Source organism: Dactylosporangium sp. CS-047395, assembly GCF_050942185.1.
Classification (GTDB): Bacteria; Actinomycetota; Actinomycetes; order Mycobacteriales; family Micromonosporaceae; genus Dactylosporangium.
In genome coordinates, this window is sequence record NZ_CP192015.1 from 9086408 (window position 1) to 9109929 (window position 23522).

21 protein-coding genes are annotated in these 23522 nt (G+C 73.4%); 8 read left to right on the forward strand and 13 right to left on the reverse strand.

Features of this window, described 5'->3' with window-relative positions; all coding sequences use genetic code 11:
• Position 1 precedes the first annotated feature (1 nt).
• Positions 2-865 (forward strand): hypothetical protein, encoded by an 864-nt coding sequence (locus ACQP00_RS42430; protein WP_433207973.1) that lies wholly within the window; start codon positions 2-4, stop codon positions 863-865.
• A 67-nt stretch (positions 866-932) separates the two neighbouring features.
• Positions 933-2978: a hypothetical protein gene (locus ACQP00_RS42435; protein WP_433207976.1), complete on the forward strand. Its 2046-nt coding sequence runs from the start codon at positions 933-935 to the stop codon at positions 2976-2978.
• A gap of 3 nt (positions 2979-2981) precedes the next feature.
• On the opposite strand, the gene ACQP00_RS42440 is transcribed toward ACQP00_RS42435, so the two are convergent.
• The gene (locus ACQP00_RS42440; protein WP_433207979.1) at positions 2982-3575 is read right to left on the reverse strand and encodes a hypothetical protein; all 594 of its coding nucleotides are present in this window, start codon (positions 3573-3575) and stop codon (positions 2982-2984) included.
• Positions 3576-3672: 97 nt separating this feature from the next.
• Here ACQP00_RS42440 and ACQP00_RS42445 point away from each other — a divergent pair, with 97 nt between their 5' ends.
• Together ACQP00_RS42445 and ACQP00_RS42450 are read left to right on the forward strand one after the other, a co-directional pair.
• On the forward strand, positions 3673-4338 hold the full coding sequence (locus ACQP00_RS42445) for a response regulator transcription factor (RefSeq protein ID WP_433207982.1): 666 nt from the start codon (positions 3673-3675) through the stop codon (positions 4336-4338).
• 10 nt (positions 4339-4348) lie between these two features.
• Positions 4349-5725 carry an ATP-binding protein gene (locus ACQP00_RS42450; protein ID WP_433207985.1) on the forward strand — a complete coding sequence of 459 codons (1377 nt, stop codon included), beginning with the start codon at positions 4349-4351 and terminating at the stop codon, positions 5723-5725.
• A 1-nt stretch (position 5726) separates the two neighbouring features.
• Here the strand turns inward: ACQP00_RS42450 and ACQP00_RS42455 are convergent, their stop codons facing one another.
• Positions 5727-8792: a caspase, EACC1-associated type gene (locus tag ACQP00_RS42455; RefSeq protein WP_433207988.1), complete on the reverse strand. Its 3066-nt coding sequence runs from the start codon at positions 8790-8792 to the stop codon at positions 5727-5729.
• Positions 8782-9132: an effector-associated constant component EACC1 gene (locus ACQP00_RS42460; RefSeq protein ID WP_433207991.1), complete on the reverse strand. Its 351-nt coding sequence runs from the start codon at positions 9130-9132 to the stop codon at positions 8782-8784. The genes ACQP00_RS42455 and ACQP00_RS42460 overlap by 11 nt, the downstream gene beginning before the upstream one ends.
• A 184-nt stretch (positions 9133-9316) precedes the next feature.
• Here ACQP00_RS42460 and ACQP00_RS42465 point away from each other — a divergent pair, with 184 nt between their 5' ends.
• Positions 9317-9877: a TIGR03086 family metal-binding protein gene (locus ACQP00_RS42465; RefSeq protein WP_433207994.1), complete on the forward strand. Its 561-nt coding sequence runs from the start codon at positions 9317-9319 to the stop codon at positions 9875-9877.
• Here the strand turns inward: ACQP00_RS42465 and ACQP00_RS42470 are convergent.
• The 7 genes from ACQP00_RS42470 to ACQP00_RS42500 are packed head-to-tail and all read right to left on the reverse strand — an operon-like array spanning position 9874 to position 16578.
• Positions 9874-10794 (reverse strand): TAXI family TRAP transporter solute-binding subunit, encoded by a 921-nt coding sequence (locus ACQP00_RS42470; RefSeq protein ID WP_433207997.1) that lies wholly within the window; start codon positions 10792-10794, stop codon positions 9874-9876. The genes ACQP00_RS42465 and ACQP00_RS42470 overlap by 4 nt on opposite strands.
• Positions 10791-11402 (reverse strand): HAD family hydrolase, encoded by a 612-nt coding sequence (locus ACQP00_RS42475; RefSeq protein WP_433208000.1) that lies wholly within the window; start codon positions 11400-11402, stop codon positions 10791-10793. Before ACQP00_RS42475 ends, ACQP00_RS42470 begins: the two co-directional genes overlap by 4 nt.
• Positions 11403-11415: 13 nt before the next feature.
• A complete protein-coding gene (locus ACQP00_RS42480; RefSeq protein WP_433208003.1) occupies positions 11416-12486 on the reverse strand; it encodes a carboxylate-amine ligase in 1071 nt (356 codons plus the stop codon).
• Positions 12483-13469 carry an aldo/keto reductase gene (locus ACQP00_RS42485; protein WP_433208006.1) on the reverse strand — a complete coding sequence of 329 codons (987 nt, stop codon included), beginning with the start codon at positions 13467-13469 and terminating at the stop codon, positions 12483-12485. The genes ACQP00_RS42480 and ACQP00_RS42485 overlap by 4 nt, the downstream gene beginning before the upstream one ends.
• A gap of 35 nt (positions 13470-13504) precedes the next feature.
• Positions 13505-15286, reverse strand: a complete 1782-nt coding sequence (locus tag ACQP00_RS42490; RefSeq protein ID WP_433208009.1) for a bifunctional metallophosphatase/5'-nucleotidase — start codon at positions 15284-15286, stop codon at positions 13505-13507.
• A gap of 19 nt (positions 15287-15305) precedes the next feature.
• Positions 15306-15926 (reverse strand): TetR/AcrR family transcriptional regulator, encoded by a 621-nt coding sequence (locus ACQP00_RS42495; RefSeq protein WP_433208012.1) that lies wholly within the window; start codon positions 15924-15926, stop codon positions 15306-15308.
• 22 nt (positions 15927-15948) lie between these two features.
• The gene (locus ACQP00_RS42500) at positions 15949-16578 is read right to left on the reverse strand and encodes a TetR/AcrR family transcriptional regulator (RefSeq protein ID WP_433208015.1); all 630 of its coding nucleotides are present in this window, start codon (positions 16576-16578) and stop codon (positions 15949-15951) included.
• A 44-nt stretch (positions 16579-16622) separates the two neighbouring features.
• On the opposite strand from ACQP00_RS42500, the gene ACQP00_RS42505 reads away from it, so the two are divergent.
• Genes ACQP00_RS42505 through ACQP00_RS42515 form a run of 3 tightly spaced genes read left to right on the forward strand, consistent with a single transcriptional unit; the run spans position 16623 to position 20213 of the window.
• Complete coding sequence (locus ACQP00_RS42505) at positions 16623-17774, forward strand: acyl-CoA dehydrogenase family protein (protein ID WP_433208017.1); 1152 nt, start codon at positions 16623-16625, stop codon at positions 17772-17774.
• A 13-nt stretch (positions 17775-17787) separates the two neighbouring features.
• Positions 17788-19137, forward strand: a complete 1350-nt coding sequence (locus ACQP00_RS42510) for an aldehyde dehydrogenase family protein (protein ID WP_433208020.1) — start codon at positions 17788-17790, stop codon at positions 19135-19137.
• On the forward strand, positions 19134-20213 hold the full coding sequence (locus tag ACQP00_RS42515) for a Zn-dependent alcohol dehydrogenase (protein ID WP_433208023.1): 1080 nt from the start codon (positions 19134-19136) through the stop codon (positions 20211-20213). The genes ACQP00_RS42510 and ACQP00_RS42515 overlap by 4 nt, the downstream gene beginning before the upstream one ends.
• Here the strand turns inward: ACQP00_RS42515 and ACQP00_RS42520 are convergent.
• The 3 genes from ACQP00_RS42520 to ACQP00_RS42530 form a co-directional block, all read right to left on the reverse strand.
• Complete coding sequence (locus ACQP00_RS42520) at positions 20161-20976, reverse strand: alpha/beta fold hydrolase (protein ID WP_433208026.1); 816 nt, start codon at positions 20974-20976, stop codon at positions 20161-20163. The two genes, ACQP00_RS42515 and ACQP00_RS42520, sit on opposite strands and share 53 nt — an antisense overlap.
• On the reverse strand, positions 20973-22421 hold the full coding sequence (locus ACQP00_RS42525; protein WP_433208029.1) for a flavin-containing monooxygenase: 1449 nt from the start codon (positions 22419-22421) through the stop codon (positions 20973-20975). Before ACQP00_RS42525 ends, ACQP00_RS42520 begins: the two co-directional genes overlap by 4 nt.
• Positions 22422-22528: 107 nt before the next feature.
• Positions 22529-23509: a hypothetical protein gene (locus ACQP00_RS42530; RefSeq protein WP_433208032.1), complete on the reverse strand. Its 981-nt coding sequence runs from the start codon at positions 23507-23509 to the stop codon at positions 22529-22531.
• Positions 23510-23522 lie beyond the last annotated feature (13 nt).

Below are 23522 nucleotides of genomic sequence, written 5' to 3' on the forward strand. Positions count from 1 at the left end.
CATGAGGCGCATCGCGGCGGGGCTCGTCCTGGTGGCCGCGCTGAGCGCGTGCAGCTCCCCCGAGCCGGCGCAGCAGCCCGACTTCAAGCTCCGCGTCGAGCTGACCCAGGGCCGGGTGGACGAGGTCCGGCACACCGTGCAGGTCTCGCTGCACAACGACGGGCCGGACAAGCTCATCGTCGAGCAGGTCGAGCTGCAGGCGCCGTCCTTCACCGGCGCCGAGACGGTGCGACCCAACGCCTGGCTCCCCCCGGGCGGCCTGCAGGTCGACGTGCCGCTCTCCTACGGCAAGGGGATCTGCGCGGGCGACGACCTCAAACCGAAGGCCAAGGCCGCCTACGTCGCGCTCAGACTGCACACGGAGAACGGACCCGTACAAGATGTCCGGTTGCCGGTGGCCGATCCCAACCCGATGCTCGACAAGCTGCTCGGCATCGACTGCCAGCAGGCGTACCTCGACCGCCAGGCGACGCTGACCTTCGGCCCGTGGACGCACCTGCCCAGCGGCTGGGTCGACGGCACCGTGATCGTCCGGCGCACCGGTTTCAAGGGCACCATCACGCTGCGCGAGTTCGTCGGCTCGATCCTGCTCGAGGTGCTGCCGACGCCGCTGCGGGAGAACACCCCGAAGCCGTACGGCGTGCTCCCGCCCGGCACCGACGAGCTGAAGATCCCGATCGTGGTCGACGGCGAGCGCTGCACCCCGCACGCCCTCGCCGAGATCAAGAAGCCGTACGTGTTCCCGGCGTGGGTCAGCCTGGACGGCGGCGAGCCCCTCTACACCGAGCTGAAGATCACCGATGCCGAGATCGCGGCGTTCAAGCCGGTCATCGACGCCTGCGCGGCCGGCCACACGCAAATGTGAGCCAGAAGTTTTAAGGCAGCTTTAGCCCGGTTGCGACGATGTGACGCCTGGTGCCATGCTCCCAGCCATGTCCGAGGCCGGTCGGCGGGCCCGCGCCGCTCTCCCCGCGGTCGCCGTGCTGGTCCTCGCGACCGGGGCGACCCTGGGCCTGTCCACGCTGCTCGGCTTCGCGCCGCTGCCCCCGGCCTGGCGGCTCGCCCTGACCCTGGTCGTCGCGCTGCTGCTCGCGCTGGCCGCGGCCGACGAGGTGCGCGCCGCCCTGACCGGCTGGGAGGGCGCCGCGGCCGCCGAGTGGGGGGCCCACCGCCGCCCACGGCGCAGCCTGGTCACCGGTGACATCACACAACCGCACAAAACCGAAAAACGACGCCCTTCGTGGGTACGGCTGAGCGCCTCCGTCGCCGTCGCGCTGGCCCTCGCCGCCCTGCTCTGGGTGCCGCGGGTGCCCGGGCACGATGCGGCGCTCAAGGCCACCTCGTTCCTGTTCGGGTACGCCGCCTACGCCCTGCCCGTCCTGCCCCTCCTGCTCGCCTGGCCGCTCCCTCGCCTGCCCCGCGAGCCGTGGCCCTGGCGCATCCTGCTGGTCCCGGTGGCCGACCGGCGGCTGTGGCGCGGCGCCGAGCTCGCCACGCTGGGCACCGCCACGCTGCGGTTCGTGCGCGAGCGGGTGCTGACCCGGGCCACCGGCATCGTGGTGGCCGTCCTGGGGCTGCTGCACCTCGTGCGCGGCAACCCGAACATCATGGACGGCGGCGCCTCGCGGGCCGGCGGCGTGCTCGGCTTCCTCGTGGCCGAGCCCCTGGCCGCGGTACTGTCCCCGGCCGGCGCCATCGCGCTGCTCGGCGGGGTCCTCGGGGTGGCCGCGGCCGTCACGGCGGCATCGGTCGGGCGGGCCTGGGGCATCGTCACCGGGTACGCCACGCTCGCCGTCGCCGTCGTGCTGCCCCTCGGCGCGGTCGGGGCCGGGCACTGGTACGGCTTCGAGTACTACCTGCGCACCGAGAACGGGCACGTCGTCGTGGTGGCCGGGCTGTCGCCGACCCATCGGCAGGCGGTCCACGACACGAAGCTGCCGGTCGAGGGGCTCTCCCCGTCGCTGCGCCAGCTCTTCGCCGACGGGCTGCCGGTGGCCGACTACGCCGACGGCGACCGCATCGCGCAGGCCCTCGCCGCGCCGGCCACCGCCGCGGCCGACAGCTACGCCGGGGGCGAGTTCGACCTCAAGGCCGGCGAGTGCTTCGACTGGATCGGCGGCTCCTCCCAGCTGCGGTACGTCGCGCAGTGCAACGCCGCGCACGTCGGCGAGGTCACGTTCGTGGGCCACCTGCCCTTCACGGTCGATCCGGGCGCCAAGGCGGTGGACACCGCGACGCGGGCGATGTGCGAGCAGTCGTACGGCGACTATCTGGGCGTACCATTCGGCCAGTCGTTTCTGCCCTTGGAGAAGCCGCTCCTGCCGCCCGGCCTGGACGAGGCGTGGCGCGCCAAGCCGGTGATCGCGTGCTGGCTCGGCTCGGTCGGGCCGTGGCCGCTCAAGGGCACCAGGACGGTGGCCGCGCTGCAGCAGAAGTCGGCGTGGGGGCCGGCCGGCGGCTGCAAGATCGAGGTGCCGGACGCGCTGCGGATCACCGCCGAGCAGCCCAACGTGCGCTGCATCGCGCCCGGGCCGGAACAACGGCTCAGCGTGCCCGGCGCCGGCTTCAACATCGACCTGGAGTTCGCCGCGATCGGCAAGACGGCCGGCGGGGCCCGCATCGGGGCCGGCTGCTACGACGGGGCGAACCTGGCCAACGGGTACAGCTTCGAGGTCACCGCCGACGGGATCATCGAGATCTACAAGCACGCCGGGGACCAGCACCCGAAGGTGGCCGCGTCGGCCAAGCCGAAGAACGCCGGGCCGCCCACCACCGCCTCGACGCCGCTGCAGGTCACCTGCAAGCCGACCGGCGACGGCGGGGTGGAGCTGACCGCCTACTCGACCGGCAACCGCAAGGCGACGTTCGTGGACAAACAGAACCCGTACACGTCGCTGAGCCCGCGGCTGGTGCTGGCCAATGCCGGTACCGGCGGGGTGGTCATGACAGCGATGATCTTCAGCGCGACGCGGCTCTAGCGACTAGGCGGCGGTCGTCGCCGGCATCACGAGCAGGAGCTGGCCGCCCGGGCGGGTCGACATCCGCACCGGCAGCGCCATCATGCGCCCGGCGCGGATCAGCACGGCCGCGGTGTCGAGGTCGGCGACCCGCAGGCCCGGCGAGCCGCTGCGGGCCGGCCCGGAGACCATGAGCACCCCGCGCCAGGCGGCCTCGGCCAGTTGCCGGGAGTGCCGGACCTGGCGGGTCGAGCGCGGCTCGGTGGGGACGCCGCAGAGGTCGGCGTAGCCCTGGGCCCAGGCGCGGTCGAGGAAGGCGGGGGTCTCCGGCTCGGCGAAGACCCGGAAGATCTCGTACCGGTGCCGGTTACCGGCCGTGAAGCGGTGCACACTGGCCGTACAACCGGCGGCGTTCAACAACTCGGCGAGGCGCTCGGCGGCGGCGCCCCGGTTGAACTCCGCCACCAGGCCGTCGCGAGAAGATCGTGCCCGGGTGCCCCCCAGCGCCCGGGCACGGCCTCCTCCTCCACACACCCCCGTACATCGCACCAGCACGGCCGCCTCGAACGCGGCGACGGTCGAGGCTCGATAACGCTCGCCGCTCGACACGATGTCCACGCTGACACCGTGGCAAACAGCGGGCGTCGTGCGGGAGAGGCAGGCCCGGTTCCTTGACGAACTCTTGAAGGTGAGCCTCCCGTACCATGGGCGCACGATGCGGGTGATGCTGGTGGAAGACGACGCACGGGTGGCGGCCGCCCTGGCCACGGCCCTGCGCCGGCGCGGGCACGAGGTGGTGCACTGCCCGACCGCCGAGTCCGCCCTCGACACGTTCGCGGGCGAGCCGTTCGACCTGATCCTGCTCGACCTCAATCTCCCCGACGGCGACGGCATCGACGTCTGCCGCACCCTGCGCCGCAAGGACGAGGGCGTGGCGATCATCGCCGTCACCGCCCGCGCCGAGGAGCGCGACCGGGTAATCGGCCTGCAGACCGGGGCCGACGACTACGTCGTGAAGCCGTACTCGATGGCCGAGCTCAACGCCCGCATCGAGGCCGTCCTGCGCCGGGCCGCCCGGGCCGCCCCGCCGCCCAGCGAGGTGCTCAGCGCCGGGCCGGTCACCGTCGACGTGGCCGCCCGCCGGGTCGTCGCGGCCGGCCGGGACGTGGCCCTGACCCGCAAGGAGTTCGAGATCCTGGCCGTGCTGGCCCGCACGCCCGGGGTCGTGGTCTCCTACGACCGGCTGATCCTCGCCGTCTGGCAGACCAGCTTCGTGGGCCGGCACACCCTGGACGTCCACGTCGGCTCGCTGCGGGCCAAACTCGACGTGCCCGGGCTGGTGCAGACCGTCCGCGGCGTCGGCTACCGCCTCGCGCCATGAGGGTCGCGCCATGAGGGTCAGGCTCGGCGCGGTCTACCTCGTCCTGCTGCTGCTGGTGCTGGCGGCGCTGGAGGTGCCGCTGGCCATCTCCCTGGCCGGCCGCGACACCCAGCGGCTGGTCGCCGACCGGCTCGCCGACGCCACGCGCTTCGCCACCCTGGCCGAGCCCGCCCTGCGCGACACCGACACGGCCGAGCTGGCGGCCGAGCTGACCCGCTACGACGACGTCTACGGGGTGGCCGCGGTCGTCGTCGACCAGGACGCCCACCAGGTCGTCGGCTCCCGCCCGGACCTGCGCCTGGCCGACGAGGCCGTGCTGCGCCAGGCCCGCCGCGCGCTGGAGGGCCGCGAGGCCAGCGAGGACGGCACCATCTGGCCGTGGCGGACCGAGCCGCTCGTCGTCGCCGTCCCGGTCGGCCGCGGCGGCGAGGTGATCGGCGCGGTCGTGACCATCTCCCCGACCCGCAGCAACGCCAACGGCGTCGGCAGCGCCTGGGGCATCCTGGCCGGCGGCGGGCTCATCGTGCTCTTCGCCGGCATCGTCGCCGCCTGGTCGCTGGCCCGCTGGACGCTCCGCCCGGTCGCCGAGCTGGACGCGGCCGCGCACGAACTGGCGGCGGGCGATCTCACGGTGCGGGTACCGGCGGCGGACGGCCCCCCGGAGCTGCGCCGCCTCGGCAGCGCCTTCAACGAGATGGCGGCCACCGTCGCCGACTCCCTGGAGCGCCAGCGGGCCTTCGTCTCGCACGCGAGCCACCAGCTGCGCAACCCGCTGACAGCCCTCCGGCTGCGGGTCGAGGACCTCGGCGTCGACCTCACCGAACCGCAGGCGATCGAGGGCCACCGGCTTGCCCTGGAGGAGACCGAGCGCTTCGGCGAGGTGCTCGACAGCCTGCTCGCCCTGGCCCGCGCCGAGCGCGGCAAGTTCGACCTCACGAACTTCGACGCGGGCGAGACCGCCTGGGCCCGCGTGCTGGCCTGGCAGCCGGTGGCGGCGAAGAAGGACATCACGCTGCGGTACGTCCGCCCGGCCCGCCCCCTGCGCGCCCGCGCCGTGCGCAACGCGATCGACCAGGCCCTGGACGCCCTCATCGACAACGCGGTGAAGTTCTCCGGCCCCGGAACCACGGTGACGGTCCGCCCCAGCGCCGACGACGACGGCGTGGCCCTCCACGTGATCGACAACGGCCCCGGCCTCACCGAACAACAGCGCGAGCTGGCCATGGAACGCTTCTGGCGCGCCCCGGACGCCCAGAACGTCGACGGCAGCGGCCTCGGCCTGCCGATCGTCGCCGTCCTCGTCGACGCCTCCGGCGGGCGCTTCGACCTCCTCCCGAACGAGCCGACGGGCCTGCACGCCCGCGTCTGGTTCCCCTCCGCGCTCTGATTCAGGGCAGCAGATCCGGCACGGCCGGGCGCGGCAGCGGCTCCAGCGGGATCGCCGAGTCCCAGCCGACCTTGAGATCGAACTCGGGTCGCTGCCCGAACGCCAGGCTGAACACCGTCTCGCACAGCCGCGCCACCCGCGCCGGGTCGTCGCCGGGGCGCACGGCCAGCCATTCCGTGATCCCGTTCGGCTGGTCCGCGGGCACATCGTCGATGTCGGCGAAGCCGTGGGCGTGCAGCACCTCGCTCCGGCTGTCCGGGCGGCGGCGGATTCCGCGGCGGGACGGTACCGGCGCGCAGACCTCCAGGCCGTGCGCGTCCCGCCGGATCACCACCCGCGCCGAGACGTCACCTGGGTTGTGGAACGTCACGTGGCGGCCGCCGGTGCGCACCAGCCAGGTCAGCCACCGGGTCATCGCCTCGACCCGGTCGTCGGGCCCGGTTCCCACGCCGTAGGCCCGCTCGAGGGCGACCGGCCAAAGCTCCTCGGCCCCGTCCAGGCGCAGCAGCCGCTCCTCGAGCCGGTAGGCCTTGTCCAGGTCGCGCTCGTCCCGGCTCAGCTCGGCGCGCAGCAGCAGGCCGTACCCGGCGGCCAGGGGATCCGCGCTCGTCGAAGCCTTGGCCCACAGCGCGGCCGCCTGCCGGGGCCGCGCCGAGCGGCGCAGCACGCAGCCGAATCCGAGCTGGAGCCAGACGGTGACGGGTTCGGCGTTGCGGGCCAGCCCGGCCTCGAAGGTGCGCCAGGCCGCCCCGTCGTCCTCGTCGTCGGCGTAGGACCAGGCCAGGTGCAGCAGGGCGGTCGCCGCGCACACCGGGTCGGCCGCGTTGGCGGCGCGGCCGAAGTTGGCCCGCGCCTGGTCGGTGCGCCCGGCCACCTCGTCGGCGATCGCCAGGTGGAGGTACGCCACCGCCCGGACCGGCTCGCTCGCCTTCGCCAGCGAATCGTACAGCAGCTGCCAGGATTTCCGGTGGTCCTGCGCCTCGTCGCGCAGCAGCACGCCGAGCACGACCGAGGCGGCCGCGGCCAGGTCGGGCCGGGTGCGCCGGGTGAGCAGCCGCAGCTGCCGCGCGGCGCCCGCCGGGTCGCCGCGCTCCTTCCACAGCGTCACCGCCTCCTGCCAGGGCCGCTCGGCCGGCACCCGCAGCCGCTGCAACGCCTCGGCGAGCTGCTCGGCGGTGGCCGGCGGCGGGTCGAACACGAACGCCCGCCAGTCGTCGACCCCGGCCCGCAGTCCCGCGAGCACCGCCGCGGCGCGGGCCGCGTCCGCGCGGGCCAGCTCGTGCAGCACCAGCCCGATCGCCGGCCACGCGTCGGCGGCGGCCAGCCGGACGAGCACCGCGATGAGCTCTGTGTCGGGCCGCCGCGCGAGGGTCGCGATCAGCGGCCGCAGCGCCGCCGGGTCGAGGTCGGCCGGGCGCAGGGAGCGCGGCCATTCGGAGCCGGGCTCCAGCACCGCCTGGAGCAGCCGTTGCGTTCCCGCCTCGTCGTCGCCGAGCCCGGTCAGCAGCTCGGCCAGCTCGGCCGCCGAGCGGTGCGCGCCCGCCGCGTCGAGCAGCCGCAGGGCCCCCAGCGGGCGGCCGACCGCACGGAGCTCGCGGACGTACCAGAGCACCTCGGCCACGCCCGCGCCGATCGCCGCCTCGGCGAACAGGTCGACGGCGAGATCGGGGGCGCCGGCCGTCCGCAGCGCCGCGGCCGCCTCCGGCACCGCGGCCGGATCGAGCCGGTCAGCGGCCAGGTTGAGCACGACGACGGTAGCGTCCTTGAGCCCGGCCCGCGCGGTCCCGGCGATGAGGGCCGCCACCTCCCGCGCCGGCAGGCCCGCGACCACCACGCGATTGAGCAGCCGGGGCGCCTGATCCCCGTGCCCGGCCGCTTCGAGGGCCGCGAGGAGCGCCACGAACTCCGCCGACTCCGTGTGCCGCCCGGCCGCGGCATCGAGCAGCGCGGCCTGGTCCGCCGCGCTTTCGAGCTGCGCACAGATGGCCACGACCACGTCCGCGGGCCGCTCGGCCACCAGCTCCAGCAGCGTCCGGACGTCGGTCGCGGAGCCGATCTGGGCCAGGACCCGGTGCAGGCCGACGACCTCGTCGACGGTCCGCGCGGCCGCCGCGGCCAGCAGCCGGGGCACCGCCGCGGTCACCCCGGCGGAGCGCAGGGCCCCGGCCAGCGAGGCCAGCTCCTCGCCCGGCCAGGCCCGCCCGGCCTCGCCCAGCACGGTTCCGGCGGTCTCGGGGCCGAGCTCGCCGAGCGCGGCGGCCAGCGGTCCCGGCGGCATCGCGAGGTACTGCCGCAGCCAGGCCCGGTCGTCGACCGCCGGTGCCGCGGTACGCCGGCCGCGCCGGTTGCGGACCAGGGCAAGGGACCGCCCGTCGATCCGGCTGCGCTGCTGCGGGATCGGCTTGGTCTTGGCCTCCATCTCCTGGCGCAGGTGCCAGTAGAGGGTGTCGAGGTCGATGAGGTCCGGCCCCTCGGGTAGGCCCCCGCCCAGCGCCGCGACGAGTTCGCCGGTGAAGGCCGTGTGCCGCTCCCCCACCGGCGCGTGGGCGACGGACAGCTCCGAGGAGGCGGTGAGCAGATAGGTCCCGTCGATGCGGGTCCGGTCGGCGACCGCGTCCCCGCCGCTCATCTCGCCGGTCATGGCGCTGCCGGCGTAGCAGCAGTCGAGGATGACCACCTTGGATCGGCACTGCAGATTGCCGAGGATCTCGCGCCGGATGTCGTCGAACCGGATCGCCCGGTGCAGGCGGTTGAGGCTGCCGGTTCCGAGGGCCAGGAACAGGTCGCCGCGCACGTCCGGAACACCGTGGCCGGCGTAGTACACCAGCAGCATCTCGGTGGCGGCGCTCGCGGCCTCGTGGACGGCGTCGAGCACCTCGTCGACCGTCCGCGGATCGGCCAGCACCGTGCAGTGCTCCGGCGGAAGCCCCCACAGCTCGCCGTCCTGCAGGATGCCGGCCAGGTCGGTGAGGTTGTTGCGCACCGCGGGCAGGTCGTCGAGTTCCGGGTCGGTGTACTCGGCGCAGCCGATGAGCACGGCGCGCGAGCCGGACGGGTCAGCCAGCATCGTCGAGTTCCTGGAGCTTGGCCACGACGGCGGCGATGTCCTCCGGGGTGATGTCCTTGAGCTCGATCGTCTGCCCCTTGACCGCGAGCCGCACCGTCGTCGGGCGTTTGCGCTGGGCCTTGCGCCACGCGGCGTACGCGATGAGCACCCCGGAAATGGCCTCGGCGTGGGTCAGCACCAGGCCGATGATCTCGGTCGCGCCCATCGTCCCGGTCGGCGGCCGCGGCACCGGCCGGAACGTCACCGTCCGGCCCACGGTCGAATCGCGGCGCAGGTGGTGGGTCAGGTTCGGCACGGCGACGTCGGGGACGTCGCCGGTCAGACTGAGATCGATGTTCATGCGCACCTCCCGGGCGGTCCGGTCGATGCTAGGGCCGCCCCTGACGGCACGGATCGATCCGCGCGCCGGTCGGCCCGGTCGATGCGCAGGTCCGCCCGAAGCGCGGACCGATTCCGGCTCGGCCCGCAAGCCGAGGTCCGTTTCCCGCCAGCATCCATCCCGGGTGTACGGCCATGCTGGACCCATGGACCTGCCCGACCGATACGAGCGGGCGAGCGCCGGCTTCGCCGCCGTCCTCGGTACGGTGCGGCCGGAGCAGTGGGCCGCGCCGACCCCGTGCGCCGAGTGGGACGTCCGCGCGCTGGTCAACCACATGGCCCGCGGGAATCTGAGCTATGTGGCGCTGCTGGGCGGCGGCACCGCGGCCGGCTTCGTGCGCCTGCGCGACGCCGATGCGCTCGGGGACGACCCGCTCGCGGCCTTCGACGCCTCGGTTCGCGAGTGTGCGCAGGCCTTCCGGGCGCCCGGCGCGCTCTGCCGGGTGCTCGACTACCCGCTCGGCCCGGCGCCCGCGAGGCAGCTGATCGCCGTCCGTACCATCGACTCGATCGTCCACACCTGGGACCTGGCCCGCGCGACCGGTGCGCCCGAAGTCCTCGACCGCGACCTGGTGGCGTGGGCAACCGCGAACCTCGACGACACCTACGCGGGCCTGGACGGCCTCGATCGGTTCTTCGGCGCGGCCCGCACACCACAGGGCGACGAGCAGGAGCGGCTGCTGCGACGCCTGGGAAGAACCCCTTAGGCCTTCTGCGCCCGGTAGTACCGGATCGCGCCCGGGTGCAGGGGCAGCGGCGGCGTCGAGATGGCCGAGCGGATGTTGAGGCGCGCGGCGGCCTGGTGGGCCTTGGCCAGTTCGTCGCGGCCCTCGAACAGCAGGCGGGTCACGCCGTAGGCCAGGGGTTCGCTCATGGACATGCGGACCACCAGGTAGTTGGCGATGCCGATCGCGACCGTGGCCGTGATGCCCGTGTACGTCGAGGCCGGTACAACCCGTTCCGCGTAGTAGTCGCCGTAGCGGGCACGCAGCAGCTGGACCGACTCTTCCAGGGGCAGCAGCCGGATCGGGTACTCGCGGGCCAGGTCGGCGATGGCGGCGACGGGCAGGCCGCCGGAGAAGAAGAACGCCTCGATCGTGCCGTCGCGCAGGGCTCGGACCGAGTCGTCGAGGCCGAGCTGGACGCGGTCGATGGAGACGGCCGAGACCTCCAGGACGCGGTCGGCGGTCACCGCGGTGCCGGAGCCCACGCCGCCGACGGAGACCCGGCGGCCGTGCAGGTCGCGCAGGTGGGCGATGCCGCCGGCGGCCGCGACGACGACGTGGATGTGGTCGTCGTAGAGGCGGGCCAGGGCGGCGAGCTGGCTGCCCTCGCTGCCGGCGGCGATGTCGGCCTGGGTGAAGGCCACGTCGGCGGTACCGTCGAGCACGTTCTGCACGTTGATCTGCGAGGCCGCGGTGGTCAGGACGCTGGCGTGGACGTTCGGGAGGTACCGCTTGCACAGCTCGGCGATCGCGGTGCCGTAGCGGTAGTAGACCGCGCCGGGGCTGCCGGTGGCGATGCGCAGGTCGCCGGTGGCCTCGGCGCCGTCCGACTCGCACGCGGCCAGCAGCGGCAGCGCGAACGGCGCCGCCGCCAGGCCCAGCAGCGTCCGGCGTCTCACGCCGGGAGCCCCAGGAGCGGCCGGAGGGTGCGAATCGTCTCGGCCGCGCCCTTGTGGTGCAGGGTGAACATGCCCAGGGCCCGGGCGGGCTTGAGGTTGCCGGGCAGGTCGTCGACGTAGACGCAGTCGGCGGGCGGCAGGCCGACCGCCTCGGCGCCCAGCGCGTAGATCTCGGGGGCGGGCTTGCGCACGCCGACCTCGCCGGAGATGACGACGCCGTCGAAGAGCTCGGCGAGCAGGGCCCGGTCGTACCGGTCCACGCCCCACGAGTTCGAGATGAGCCCGGTGCGGATGCCGGCGGCGCGCGCGGCCCGCACGAAGTCGAGCATGGCCACGTCGTCGCCGGCCTCGCCCATGAGCCGCGGTACGAGGCCCTCGGCGGCGATGCCCGGGCCGAGCAGGGCCGCGAATCCGGCCTCGAACTCGGCCTCGGGCAGCGTGCCGTCCTCCAGGCCGGCCAGCAGCTCCCGGGCCCGGGGGTCGGTGCGGAACAGCTCCCGGACGGTCCCGGGCGGCAGCCCCTCCCGCGCGCAGAACGCGTCGAAGGACGCGAACACGTCGGTGGTGAGCACGCCGCCCCAGTCGACCAGCAGACCCCTGTGCGTCATGCCCCGAGGGTAGTCACCCCTTCGCCGTCTCGGCGGCCAGGGCGAGCGCCACCTCGCGGTGTGACTCCTGTTTGCGCTGCCGGTGGGCCGACGTGCCGCGGGCGCGCAGGGCGGCCAGCAGGTCCAGCGCGGTGTCCCACTCGTCGCGGGCCTCCAGCGCCGGGCGCACGTGGCGCAGGAGCGCGTCGATGCGCACCCCGGCCGGGACCGCGCTGCGGGTGGCGGGGTCGACGAGGTGCCCGCCGAGCCCGGAGCGGGCGGCCCGCCAGGTGGCCGCGCGCAGCAGCACCTGAGGCGCCTCCGGCAGCGGCCGGCCCGCCGCGTCCTCCTCGGCCGCGACCGTCACCAGGCCGCGGGCCAGGGACGCGAGCAGGATCACGTCGTCGAGGTCGGGGCAGGAGTCGGCCACCCGGACCTCGACGGTCGGGTAGCGGGCCGACGGGCGGGCGTCGAAGTACACCATCCCGGCGTCGCTGATCACGCCGCTCTCCACGAGCGTTTCCACCACCCGGTCGTACTGCGCGGCCGAGTCGAGATCCGGCGGCGGCCCGACGGTGGGCCAGCGCGAGGTGACGATGGTGCGGTAGGACGCGTAGCCGGTGTCCTGGCCGGCGAAGTACGGCGAGGACACGCTCAGCGCCAGCAGCGTCGGCAGCCACTCGCGAATCCGCCGGGTGATGCGCACCGCCAGGTCCCGGTCGGGCACGCCGACCTGCACCTGGCACGCCGAGACCTGCTGCTCGTCGACGAGCTGGCGATATTCCTGGGCCATCCGCTCGTACCGCTCGTTCGGGTACACCCGGCTGGCCGTGCTCCCGGAACCGGGCACGGACCCAGCCGCGACGATCGCCAGCCCGTGATGCCCGGCCGCGTCGACCAGCGAGCGGCGCTTCTCCAGCAGGTCGGCCCGCAGCGCGGTCAGGTCCGTGTGCACCGCGCTGGCGGTCTCGACCATCGAGCGGTGCAGTTCCGGCTCGGCGTCGGCCCGGCGCAGGATCCGCCGGGCGGCCGGCTCGAGCTCGCCGGTGTCGCCGTTGATGACGTGGAACTCTTCCTCGACCCCGATGGTGTCCCCGACGTTCACCACCGCTCGTGCACCGACTTCCGGACCAGCTCGTCGTACACCTCGGCGACCGCGGCGTGGGTCTGCTCCGGCAGCGGCGCGAGCGCGGCCGCCTCGGCGTTGCCGCGGGCCTGGGCGCCGTTGCGGGCACCGGGGATGACGACCGAGACGGCCGGGTGGTCGATGATCCAGCGCAGCGCGAACTGGCTCATCGTGGCGTCCGCGGGCTTGAGCGCGGCGAGCCGGCGCACCGCGGCGAGCCCGGTGTCGTAGTCGACGCCGGAGAACGTCTCGCCCTGGTCGAACGCCTCGCCGTGCCGGTTGTAGGTGCGGTGGTCGTCGGCGCCGAAGGTGGTGTGCTCGTCGTACCGCCCCGAGAGCAGCCCGCTGGCCAGCGGGACCCGGGCGATGATGCCGACCCCGGCCTTCTCGGCCGCCGGCAGCACCTCGTCGAGCGGCTTGAGCCGCAGCATGTTGAAGATGATCTGCACGCTGGCCACGTTGGGCCGGGCGATCGCGGCGAGGGCCTCGGCGGCGGTTTCGACGCTCACGCCGTACGAGCGGAATCGTCCTTCCTCGACCATCTCGTCGAGGGAGTCGAAGACGGCGTCGGAGTGGTAGACGGGGGTCGGCGGGCAGTGCAGCTGGACGAGGTCGAGGGTGTCGACGCCGAGGTTCTCCCGCGAGCGGTCGTTCCAGGCGCGGAAGTTGTCGGGGTTGTAGTTGGCCGGCTCCTGCGCCACCCGGCGGCCCATCTTGGTGGCCACGGTGACGGTGCGGCCCGCGGGCAGCGAGCGGACGAACTGCCCGACGATGCGCTCGCTGCGCCCGTCGCCGTAGACGTCGGCGGTGTCGATGAAGGTGACGCCGGCCTCGTGCGCGGCGGCCAGGGTCGCGAGCGCGTCGTCCTCGTCGACCTGGCCCCAGTCGGCGCCGAGCTGCCACGCGCCGAGTCCGACCACGCTGACGGGGACGCCGGTGCGCCCCAAAGTCCTCTCCTGCATGGAGTCCAGCTTAGGGCGCACCGGATCAAGCCGCCTTACGGGAACACGGGAGTCCCCTCGCGAACCAGCCTCCAGTTGAGGCTGAAGAAGTCCGCGGGGTCGATCGCGCCCTTGGCCTGGGCCCAGTCGATGAGCAGCTGGCGGATCTCCTGCTGCGCGTTGTACACCTGCGTCTTGACGATCCCGGGGAAGTTGCCGCCGCCGGAGCGCCGGTAGTTGTTCACGGCGACGACGAACTGCTCGGCGTCGCCGACCGGGGTGTCCGTGCCCGGGTGGACGAGCCGCGTGATGCGCTGCCCGACCGGTTTCGAGACGTCGATGTCGTACTCCACGCCGGACATCGTGTCGTAGTTGTAGTCCGGCACGGCGGGGTCCGAGATGGTCGCCGGGTCGACGGGCGCACCCGGGGCGAGGGTGACGAAGTACTTCGCCGAGTACTCCAGGTACGCGCGCACCTCGGCCCCGCTGAGCACCACCGCTTCGAGGGTGTTGTCGTAGATGTACAGGCCGGCGACGTCCTTGATCTTCACCTGGCCGGCCGGGAACAGCGCGGTGCGCGAGAACGGCGCGGCGATCGACAGCACCGGCAGCGCCGCGTACTGCCCACCGGCCAGGGCCGCGGCGACGGTGTCGGTCTGGACCTTGTTGATGTAGTCCAGGATCGGCGTGTCCTTGTACCGCGACTCGGCCGCCGACAGCTCCTGGGTCGACGTCGCCACGACCTGGTTGACGTAGGCGACCGTCTTGTTGTGCTGTTCCTTCACCGCGGCCAGGACGACCGGGTCGGCCGCGTACGCGTTGGTGTTGATCGTGCTGGCCGCCTTGCTGGTGATCTGCCAGCGGCCCCGCTCCCGGGTGAGCGCGAAGTCCATGCGGGTGACCCGCTGGCCCCACTTCGACGGCTCCGAGAGCAGCACCTGCGCGCCGGTGGCGGTGTTGGTGACGAAGCGCTGCGGGATCTCGTTGTGGGCGTGGCCGAACAGGATCGCGTCGATGCCCGGCACCTGCGCCGCGATCAGCGCCGACGGGTTCTCGTTGGGCAGCTCGGGGCCGTAGCTGGAGGTGCCGCTGTCGCCGCCGTGGGCGCTGATGAGCACGATGTCGGCCCCGCGGCGGCGCATCTCCGGCACGTACTTCGCGGCCGTCGAGATCATGTCCTCGAAGCGCAGCCGGCCCTCGACGTTGGCCCGGTCCCAGATGGCCACGCCGGGGTTGGTCAGGCCGAGGATGCCGACCCGCAGGTTGGGCGCGCCGCGGCCCAGGTCGACCTTCTTGATGACGTACGGCGTGAACGCCGGCCGCCCGTTCCTGGCGTTCACCGCGTTCGCGGCCAGGGCCGGGAAGCCGAGCTGGCGGATCCACAGGTCGAGCAGCGGCAGGCCGTAGTTGAACTCGTGGTTGCCCAGGGTCACCGCGTCGTAGCGGATGACGTTCATCGCCCGGGCCATCGGGTGCCGCTCGTGCGTGGTGGTGATCGGCTCCTGCTTGGCGTAGTACGTCGAGAGCGGGGTGCCCTGGATGGTGTCGCCGGCGTCGAGCACGAGCGTCGCCTTGCCCCGGCGCTCGGCCCGGATGCCGTTGACGACGGTCGCCACCTTGGCCAGACCGACGTCGTTGTGGGCGCTGTCGTCGTACTCCGCGTCGCGGTAGTAGTCCCAGTTGTAGACGTTGCCGTGGGTGTCGGAGGTGCCCAGCAGGGTCAGGTCCCAGGTCTTCGGCTGGTCCGGATGTGCCTCGGCCGCCGACTGGGCGACGAACGGCGCCGCCGCCGCGGCCGCGGCGGCCGCGAGGACCCCGCGCCGGGTGAGGTTGGTCATGTCACGCCTTCCATGGTGGTCAGTCCGCCTCGTGGGCGTCCCGAGCACCATAGCCGCCGATCAATGACCGGATGCCCGACAGGTACACCTCCTTGTCGACCCGTCCGGCCAGCACGCGCTGGATGACGTAGCCCTGCACGAGCCCGACCATCGCGGCGGCCACCGCCGGCGGGTCGGTCTCCGGCGCGAGCAGCCCGGCGTCGCGCACCCGGGTGACGAGCGCGGTGGCACGGTCGCGGATACTGCCGTAGATGGTCCCGACGAGGTCGGCGAACGTGGGGTCGTAGGCGGCCTCGCCCCAGACCTGCACCGCGATGCGGACCGGCCCGTCCGCCTCCAGGTTGCGGTCGACCTGGCCGATCAGCTGCTCGAACACGTCGGGCATGGCCGGCGGGGGCTCCTGCGCGAGCAGCTGCTCCAGGGTCGAGATGATGCTGCCGACCTTTTCCTGGGCGATCGCGTGGATGAGTTCGGTTTTACTGTTGAAGTACCGGTAGAACGCCCCGACGCTGAGCCCGGCCTCCTTGATGACGTCCTGCATCGACGTCTGGTGGAAGCCGTTGCGCAGGAAGCACCGGGCGGCGGCGTCGAGGATCTGCTCGCGCCGGGCCGCGAGGTGAGCTTCGGAGACGCGGGGCATCGTCCAATAATAAAGCGAACGTTCACTTCTTAAAAGCTTCGAACTTCCGCTCCAGCCCGTCCACCAGCGCGTTCAGGCCCAGCTCGAAGGCGCCGTCGTCGACCTCGGCGTGCCGCCCGGCCAGCCGGTGCGCGTCGCGCAGGTGCGGGTAGTCGGCCGTGTAGAGCGACGGGTCGTCGACGAACCCGAGCGCGAACGAGCCGAGGGCGGAGCCGGCCACGAAGTACCGCATGGCCGCCCCGATCCGGGTCGCCTGGGCCGGCGGCCAGCCCGCGTCGACCAGCGCACCGTAGACCGCGTCGGCCAGCCGCAGCGAGGCCGGGCGCCGGGCCGGGCCGCGGGCCAGGAACGGCACCACGTTCGGGTGCGCCCGGAACGCCGCCCGGTAGGCGCGGGCCCAGGAGCGCAGCGCGGCCGGCCAGGGATCGCGGCCGAGCATCGACAGATCCACGCCGGCCACGATGGCGTCGCCGATCGCGTCGACGATCTCCTCCTTGGTGGAGAAGTGGTTGTACAGCGACGGCGCCTGCACGCCGAGCTCGCGAGCCAGGCGCCGGGTCGACAGGGCGTCGAGCCCCTCCGCGTCCACGATCGCGGTGGCGACCGCGACGATGCGGTCGCGGTTCAACAGTGGCGTTCGGGGACGGACCATGAGTACGATCCTAGAAACTAACAGCGTTAGTTAAGGAATCAGGTATGGATCTGACCCTCAGCGACGAGCAGCTGGCCGTCCGGCGCATGGCCGCCGAGTTCACGGATCGCGAGATCGCGCCGCACGCGGCCGCCTGGGACCGGGCCGAGCAGGTCGACCTCCAGATCGTCAAGAAAATGGCCGGCCTGGGGATGTTCGGCATCACCATCCCCGAGCAGTACGGCGGCAGCGGCGGCGACCACCTGACCTACTGCCTGCTGCTGGAGGAGCTCGGGCGCGGCGACTCCTCGGTGCGCGGCATCGTCTCGGTCTCCCTCGGCCTGGTCGCCAAGACCATCAACACCTACGGGACCGAGGCGCAGAAGACCGAGTGGCTCCCCCGCCTGTGCTCGGGCGCCGACCTGGCCTGCTTCGCGCTGACCGAGCCCGACACCGGCTCGGACGCGGGCAACCTGGCCACCCGGGCCACCCCGGTCGACGGCGGCTGGCGGCTCGACGGGGCCAAGATGTTCATCACCAACGGCACCTGGGCCACGGTCGCGCTGGTCTTCGCGCGCACCGGCGGGCCCGGCCCCAAGGGCGTCTCGGCGTTCCTGGTCCCGCTGCCCGCCGAGGGCCTGCAGGTCACCGAGATCCACGGCAAGCTCGGCCTGCGCGGCCAGGCGACCGCCATGCTCAGCTTCGACGACGTGTTCGTCTCCCGGGACATGCTCCTGGGCGCCGAGGGCGAGGGCTTCAAGATCGCCATGGCCGCGCTGGCCAAGGGGCGGATGTCGCTCGCCGCCGGCTGCGTCGGCATCATCCAGGGCTGCCTGGACGCGGCGACCCGCTACGCGACCCAGCGCGAGCAGTTCGGCAAGAAGATCGCGTCCTTCCAGCTCGTGCAGCAGCTGCTGGCCGACATCTCGGTCGAGGCGGACGCGGCCCGGCTGCTGGTCTGGCGGGTCGCCGACCTGATCGACCGCGGGCAGCCGTTCGCGACCGAGTCCTCGACCGCGAAGCTCTTCGCCAGCGAGGCCGCGGTCCGCGCGGCCAACGCCGCCCTGCAGGTCTTCGGCGGCTACGGATACATCGACGAATACCCCGTTGGGAAGTACCTGCGCGACGCTCGGGTCACTACCGTGTACGAGGGCACCAGCCAGATCCAGAAGCTCATCATCGGCCGCGCTCTCACCGGCGTGAGCGCGTTCGCGTAAGGGGACGAAACTCGTGATCGACGTCGTCAATCCCGCCACCGAACAGGTCATCGGCTCCGTTTCGCCCGGCTCCCCCGACACCGTGTCGGGTGCCGTCGCCGCCGCCCGGGCCGCCCAGCCCGCCTGGGCCGCCCTCCCCCGCGCCGAACGGGCCGAGCACCTGCAGGCCCTGCTGCACGCCCTCACCGGCGCCGCGGCCGAGCTGGCCGAGCTGATCAGCGCCGAGATGGGCGCGCCGCTGCCGATCGCCCGCAAGGTCCAGGTCGGGCTGCCGCTGGCCACCCTCGGCTCGATGATCAGCCTGCTGAACAAGGCCGAGGAGCCCGAGCGCATCGGCAATTCCGAGGTGTACCGCGAACCGCTCGGCGTCGTCGGCGCGATCACGCCCTGGAACTACCCGCTGCACCAGACGATGGCCAAGGTCGCACCCGCGCTGGCGGCCGGCAACACCGTGGTGCACAAGCCGAGCGAGGTCGCCCCGCTCTCGGCCAACCGCCTCGCCGAGCTCGTGCGCGCGGCCGGCATCCCGGACGGCGTCTACAACGTGGTGCACGGCTACGGCGACCCGACGGGCGCGGCGCTGGCCGGGCACCCGGGCATCGACCTGATCTCGTTCACCGGCTCCACCGCGGCCGGCCGCGCGGTCGCCGCGCTCGCCGCGGCCAACGTGACCCGGGTAGCGCTGGAGCTCGGCGGCAAGTCGGCCAACGTGATCCTGCCCGACGCCGACCTCGCCGCCGCGGTGAAGGTCGGCCTCGGCAACTGCTACCTGAACTCCGGCCAGACCTGCACGGCGTGGACCCGGATGCTGGTGCCCGACGCGCGCTACGACGAGGCGGTGGAGCTCGCGGTGGCGGCCGCGGCCAAGTACACCGTCGGCGACCCGTCCGACCCGGCCACCCGCCTGGGTCCGCTCGCCTCGGCCGCCCAGCGCGACCGGGTGCTCGGCTACATCGAGCGCGGCAAGCACGACGGCGCGACCGTGGCCTTCGGCGGCGGCGAGGTGCCGTCGGTCGGCTACTACGTGGCCCCGGTGGTCTTCGCCGACGTCGACCCCGGCTCGGCCATCGCCCAGGAGGAGATCTTCGGGCCGGTGCTCTCCATCATCCGGTACCGCGACGAGGACGACGCGCTCCGCATCGCCAACGGCACGAAGTACGGCCTCGCCGGCGCCGTCTGGTCCGCCGACCGCGACCGCGCCGTGGCGTTCGCGCGGCGGATGCGCACCGGCCAGGTCGACATCAACGGCGGCGCCTTCAACCCGCAGGCCCCGTTCGGCGGCATCGGCCACTCGGGCTACGGGCGCGAGCTCGGCGTGCACGGGTACGAGGAGTTCACGGCCGTGAAGTCGGTGCAGCTGTGACCCTCGCCGCCGTCATGCGCGCGCTCGACGGCCCGCTCGCCGTCGAGGAGATCGAGCTCAACCCGACCGGCCCGGGCCAGGTGCGGGTGCGCCTGGCCGCGGCCGGGGTCTGCCACTCGGACCTGTCGCTGGCCAACGGCACGCTGCGCCAGCCGCTGCCCGCCGTGCTGGGCCACGAGGGCGCCGGGGTCGTGGTGGAGGTCGGCGACGGCGTCACCGGCCTCGCGCCGGGCGACCACGTGGTGCTGAACTGGTCGCCGCCGTGCCGATCCTGCTGGTACTGCGAGCACGGCGAACCGTACCTGTGCCTGCACGGCGACGACGCGGCCCGGGTCCCGTTCGCCACCAGCGGCGACGAGCCCGTCTACGCGGGGCTCGGCACCGGGGCCTTCGCGGCCGAGACGGTCGTCGGCGCGCACGCCTGCATCCCGGTCCCGGCCGACATCCCGCTCGCCGAGGCCGCGCTGCTCGGCTGCGCGGTGCTCACCGGCGTCGGCGCCGTCACCAACGCGGCGAAGGTCCAGCCTGGACAGTCGGTCGCGGTGATCGGGCTCGGCGGGGTCGGGCTGGCCGCGATCCAGGGCGCCCGGCTGGCCGGCGCGTCCACGATCGTCGCCGTCGACCCGTCGCCGGCCAAGGAGGAGCTGGCCCTGTCGCTGGGCGCCACGCACTTCATGGCCCCGGGCAACAAGCTGGCCCGGGAGATCCGCGGGCTGACCGGCGGGATCGGGGCCGACCACGCGATCGAGTGCGTGGGGCGCGGCGAGACGATCCGCTCGGCCTGGTCGGTGACCCGGCGCGGCGGCACGGCGACGGTGGTCGGGCTCGGCTCGGCGGCGGACCCGGTCACCTTCAACGCGCTCGAGGTGGCGTTCTTCGCCCGCACGATCGTCGGCTGCATGTACGGCAGCACCGATCCGGCCGTGGACGTGCCGATCCTGCTGGAGCACTACCGGGCCGGGCGGCTCAACCTGGCCGCGCTGGTCACCGACGAGGTCGAGCTGTCCGGGGTGGGCGAGGCGTTCAGCCGGATGCGGGACGGTCGGGGCGCGCGGACGCTGGTGCGCTTCGCCTGATGGTTTCCAGGATGACCCGGGCGACTTCGTCCGGGTCATCGCTCATCGGCACATGGCCACAGTTTTCCAAGAGGACGTGGTGCGCATCAGGCAGTACAAGATGCGCTTGTCGGGCTTGCATCGGCAGCAGAATGCGGTCCCGGTCGCCCCACGCGATCGTGACCGGGACCGCGCTCACGTCGGCTGAAAACGCATAGTTCGCCCCGTGCCGGGCCACGGCCGCGAAGCCCCGCCCACCGCGCAGCGCGAGCGTGTCGGCCAGGGCCCGCTCCGGGGTCAGCACCGCCGGGTCGACGACCAGCGCGCCGAACGAGAACCGGCGGCCGAACGCGGTGCGGTAGAACACCCGCAGGACCGGCGCCGGGGTGAACGCGCCGAAGCGCAGGCTCCGCAGCACGCGCAGGGCCCGGCGCACCTGGTCCGGGGTGGCGAACCCGGCCGGGGACAGCGCCGTCGCCGAGCGGGCCAGCCCGGCCGCGGCCAGTTCCAGGGCGATGGCGCCGCCGAGGCTGTTGCCGGCCACGTGCGGGCGGTCCAGGTCGAGCTCGGCGAAGAACTCGCCCAGCGCCGCGACCGCGCTCGGCATGCCCAGGTTGACCGCGGGCGCGGGCGTGCGGCCGAAGCCGGGCAGGTCCAGCGCGATCACGTCGTGGTGCCGCGCGAGGGGCTCGATGACCGGCTCCCAGGCCCGCCAGTGGTGGCCGATGCCGTGGATGAGCACGAGCGGCTCGCCCTGGCCGCGCCGTACATAGTGGACGGTCATGCGCTCACCTCGCGGTACGAACGCGGGTCGAAGCGGCGCATGCGGCGGCGATACCCCCACGTGGAGCCGGGATAGAGGGTCGAGTTGCGGCCGGTGGCGTCGATGTACCAGCTGTGGCACCCGGTCGCCCACACGGTGCCGGCCATCCGGCGGTCGACCCGCGCCACGAACCGCGCCTGCGCCTCGGGCGTCGGCTCCACCGCCCGGATGCCCTTGCGCTCGAGGGTGTCGAGGGCGTCCAGGAGGTACGACAGCTGCGCCTCGATCATCAGCACGACCGAGTTGTGGCCGAGGCCGGTGTTCGGGCCGAGCAGCAGGAACAGGTTGGGGAAGCCGGCCACCGTGGTCCCCCGGAACGCCTGCGGGCTGCCCTGCCAGTGCTCGGCCAGGCTGCGCCTGTCGCGGCCGCGGATCCGCTCGGCGATCGGCAGGTCGGTGACCCGGAAGCCGGTGCCGAACACGATGACGTCGGCCGGGTGCTCGGTGCCGTCGCGGGTCACCACGGCGTGCGGGCGGACCTCGGCGATCGCGTCGGTGACGACCTCGACGTTGGCCCGGGTGAGGGCCGGGTAGTAGTCGTCGGACTTGAGGACCCGCTTGCAGCCCATCCGGTACGCGGGGGTGAGCTTGGCCCGCAGCCCCGGATCGGGCACCGCCTTGCGCAGGTTGGCCAGGGCCGCCCGCTGCGCGAGCCGCATGAGCGCGGGGCGCAGGAAGACCAGGACGGTCGCCTCGATCTGCCAGTACACCAGGGACCGCATGGCCCGCTGCGCACCTGGGATCCGCTTGTACAGCCGGTGCTCCCACGATCGCAGCGGACGCTCGCGGCGCGGCATGACCCAGGCCGGGGTGCGCTGGAACAGGGTGACGCGCTGCGCTTCGAGCTGGATCGCGGGGACGATCTGCACCGCGGAGGCGCCCGTGCCGATGACCGCGACGTTGCGACCCTGGATCCGCGCGTCGTGGTTCCAGCGGGCGGAGTGGAACGCCTCGCCGCGGAACGTCTCCATCCCGGGCAGCTTGGGCACGACCGGCTCGTTCAGCGGGCCGCCGGCGGCGACGAGGACGTCGGCGGTCCAGGTGCCCTGGCTGGTCACGATCTGCCAGCGGCGCTCGGTTGGGTCCCAGTCGGCGCTCAGCACGTCGGTGCCGAACCGGATCTTCGGGCGGACACCGAACCGGTCCGCGCACCGTTCGAGATACGCCCAGATCTCGGCCTGCGGCGAGTAGGTGCTCGTCCACTCGGGGTTGAGGGCGAAGGAGTAGGAGTACACCTGGGAAGGCACGTCACACGCGCAGCCGGGATAGCTGTTGTCCCGCCAGGTGCCGCCCAGCTCGCCGGCCCGCTCGAACACCACGAAGTCGTCGCGGCCGCGCTGCTTGAGCCGGATGGCCGCGCCCAGGCCGCCGAAGCCGGCACCGATGATCGCGATCCGCGTGTGCATGTCGGCGGCCCCCTTGGTACTAACTGGTACCACCGGACGTTACCACCGGGTAGCGGGACAGCAAAGAGCCCGCCTCCGACGTCCGGGGCGGGCTCTTCCGTGCGGCTTCACATGCCGAGCAGGCGGTCCAGGTAGTCGCGGTAGCCGCGGACGGCCGCGCGCAGGCGCTCGGTGTCGTCGCCCGGCTCGTTCTGCCAGTTGGCCAGCTCGGCCCGCTGGGCCTGCAGGGCGTTGGTGATGGTGTCGACGGCCTCGCCGACCAGGGCGTCGGCCTCGCCGGCGACCGCGCGCGGGTCGTCGATGAAGCGGAGCTGCAGCTCGCGCCAGCGGTCGCGCAGACCGTCGACGGCGCCGTCGGTCCAGACCGCCCCGACGGCCGCGACGTCCACGGAGCCGGGCGTCGAGTCCGTCACCGCGGGCTGCTCGTCGTCGGTGCTGTGGTCGGTGCTGTCGTAAGTGCTGTCGTTGACGGCCACGACGTTGGTGTCGTCAACATCCGCTTCGTCGACGTGCGTGGTGTCGTCGAGGGTGGTCGAACCGGCGCGCAGTTCGGTCGCGTGTTCGGCGGCCCACTGCCGGTCCTCCTGGGCCTCCTCGGACGCGACCTCTTCCTCGGCCGCATCCTCATCCTCGTCGAGGCGCGCGTCCTCGTCGGCCCGTGCGTCCTCGTCGGCCCGCGCGTCCTCGTCGGTCTGGACATCCTGGTCGGTCACCACGCGCTCGTCGGACTCGACGTCGCGGACCTCGTTCTCCCGCACCGCGTTGTCGTAGGCCGCGTCGACCTCGTCCTGCTCGTACGCGCGGGTGTCGCCGTCGCGGTCGTCGCGGTCCAGGGCGTCCTCGCGGTCCTCCTCGGCCAGGGCGTCGTCGCGGTCCACGACCTCGACGTCGTCGCGGTCGGCCACGTCGGCGTCGGCCGAGCCCGAGGCGTAGGTGGAGGCGGGGTAGCTCTCCTCCGCCCGCTCCTCGTCGGTGGTCTGCTCGTCGTGGGGGGCGTGCGCGGTGCCGACCGCCACGTTGTCGTCGGTGTCGTGGTCGCCGTAGCGCTGGCCGGGGACGTACGTCTCGTGCTGCTCCTGCTGCGTCATCGCAGACTGTCCT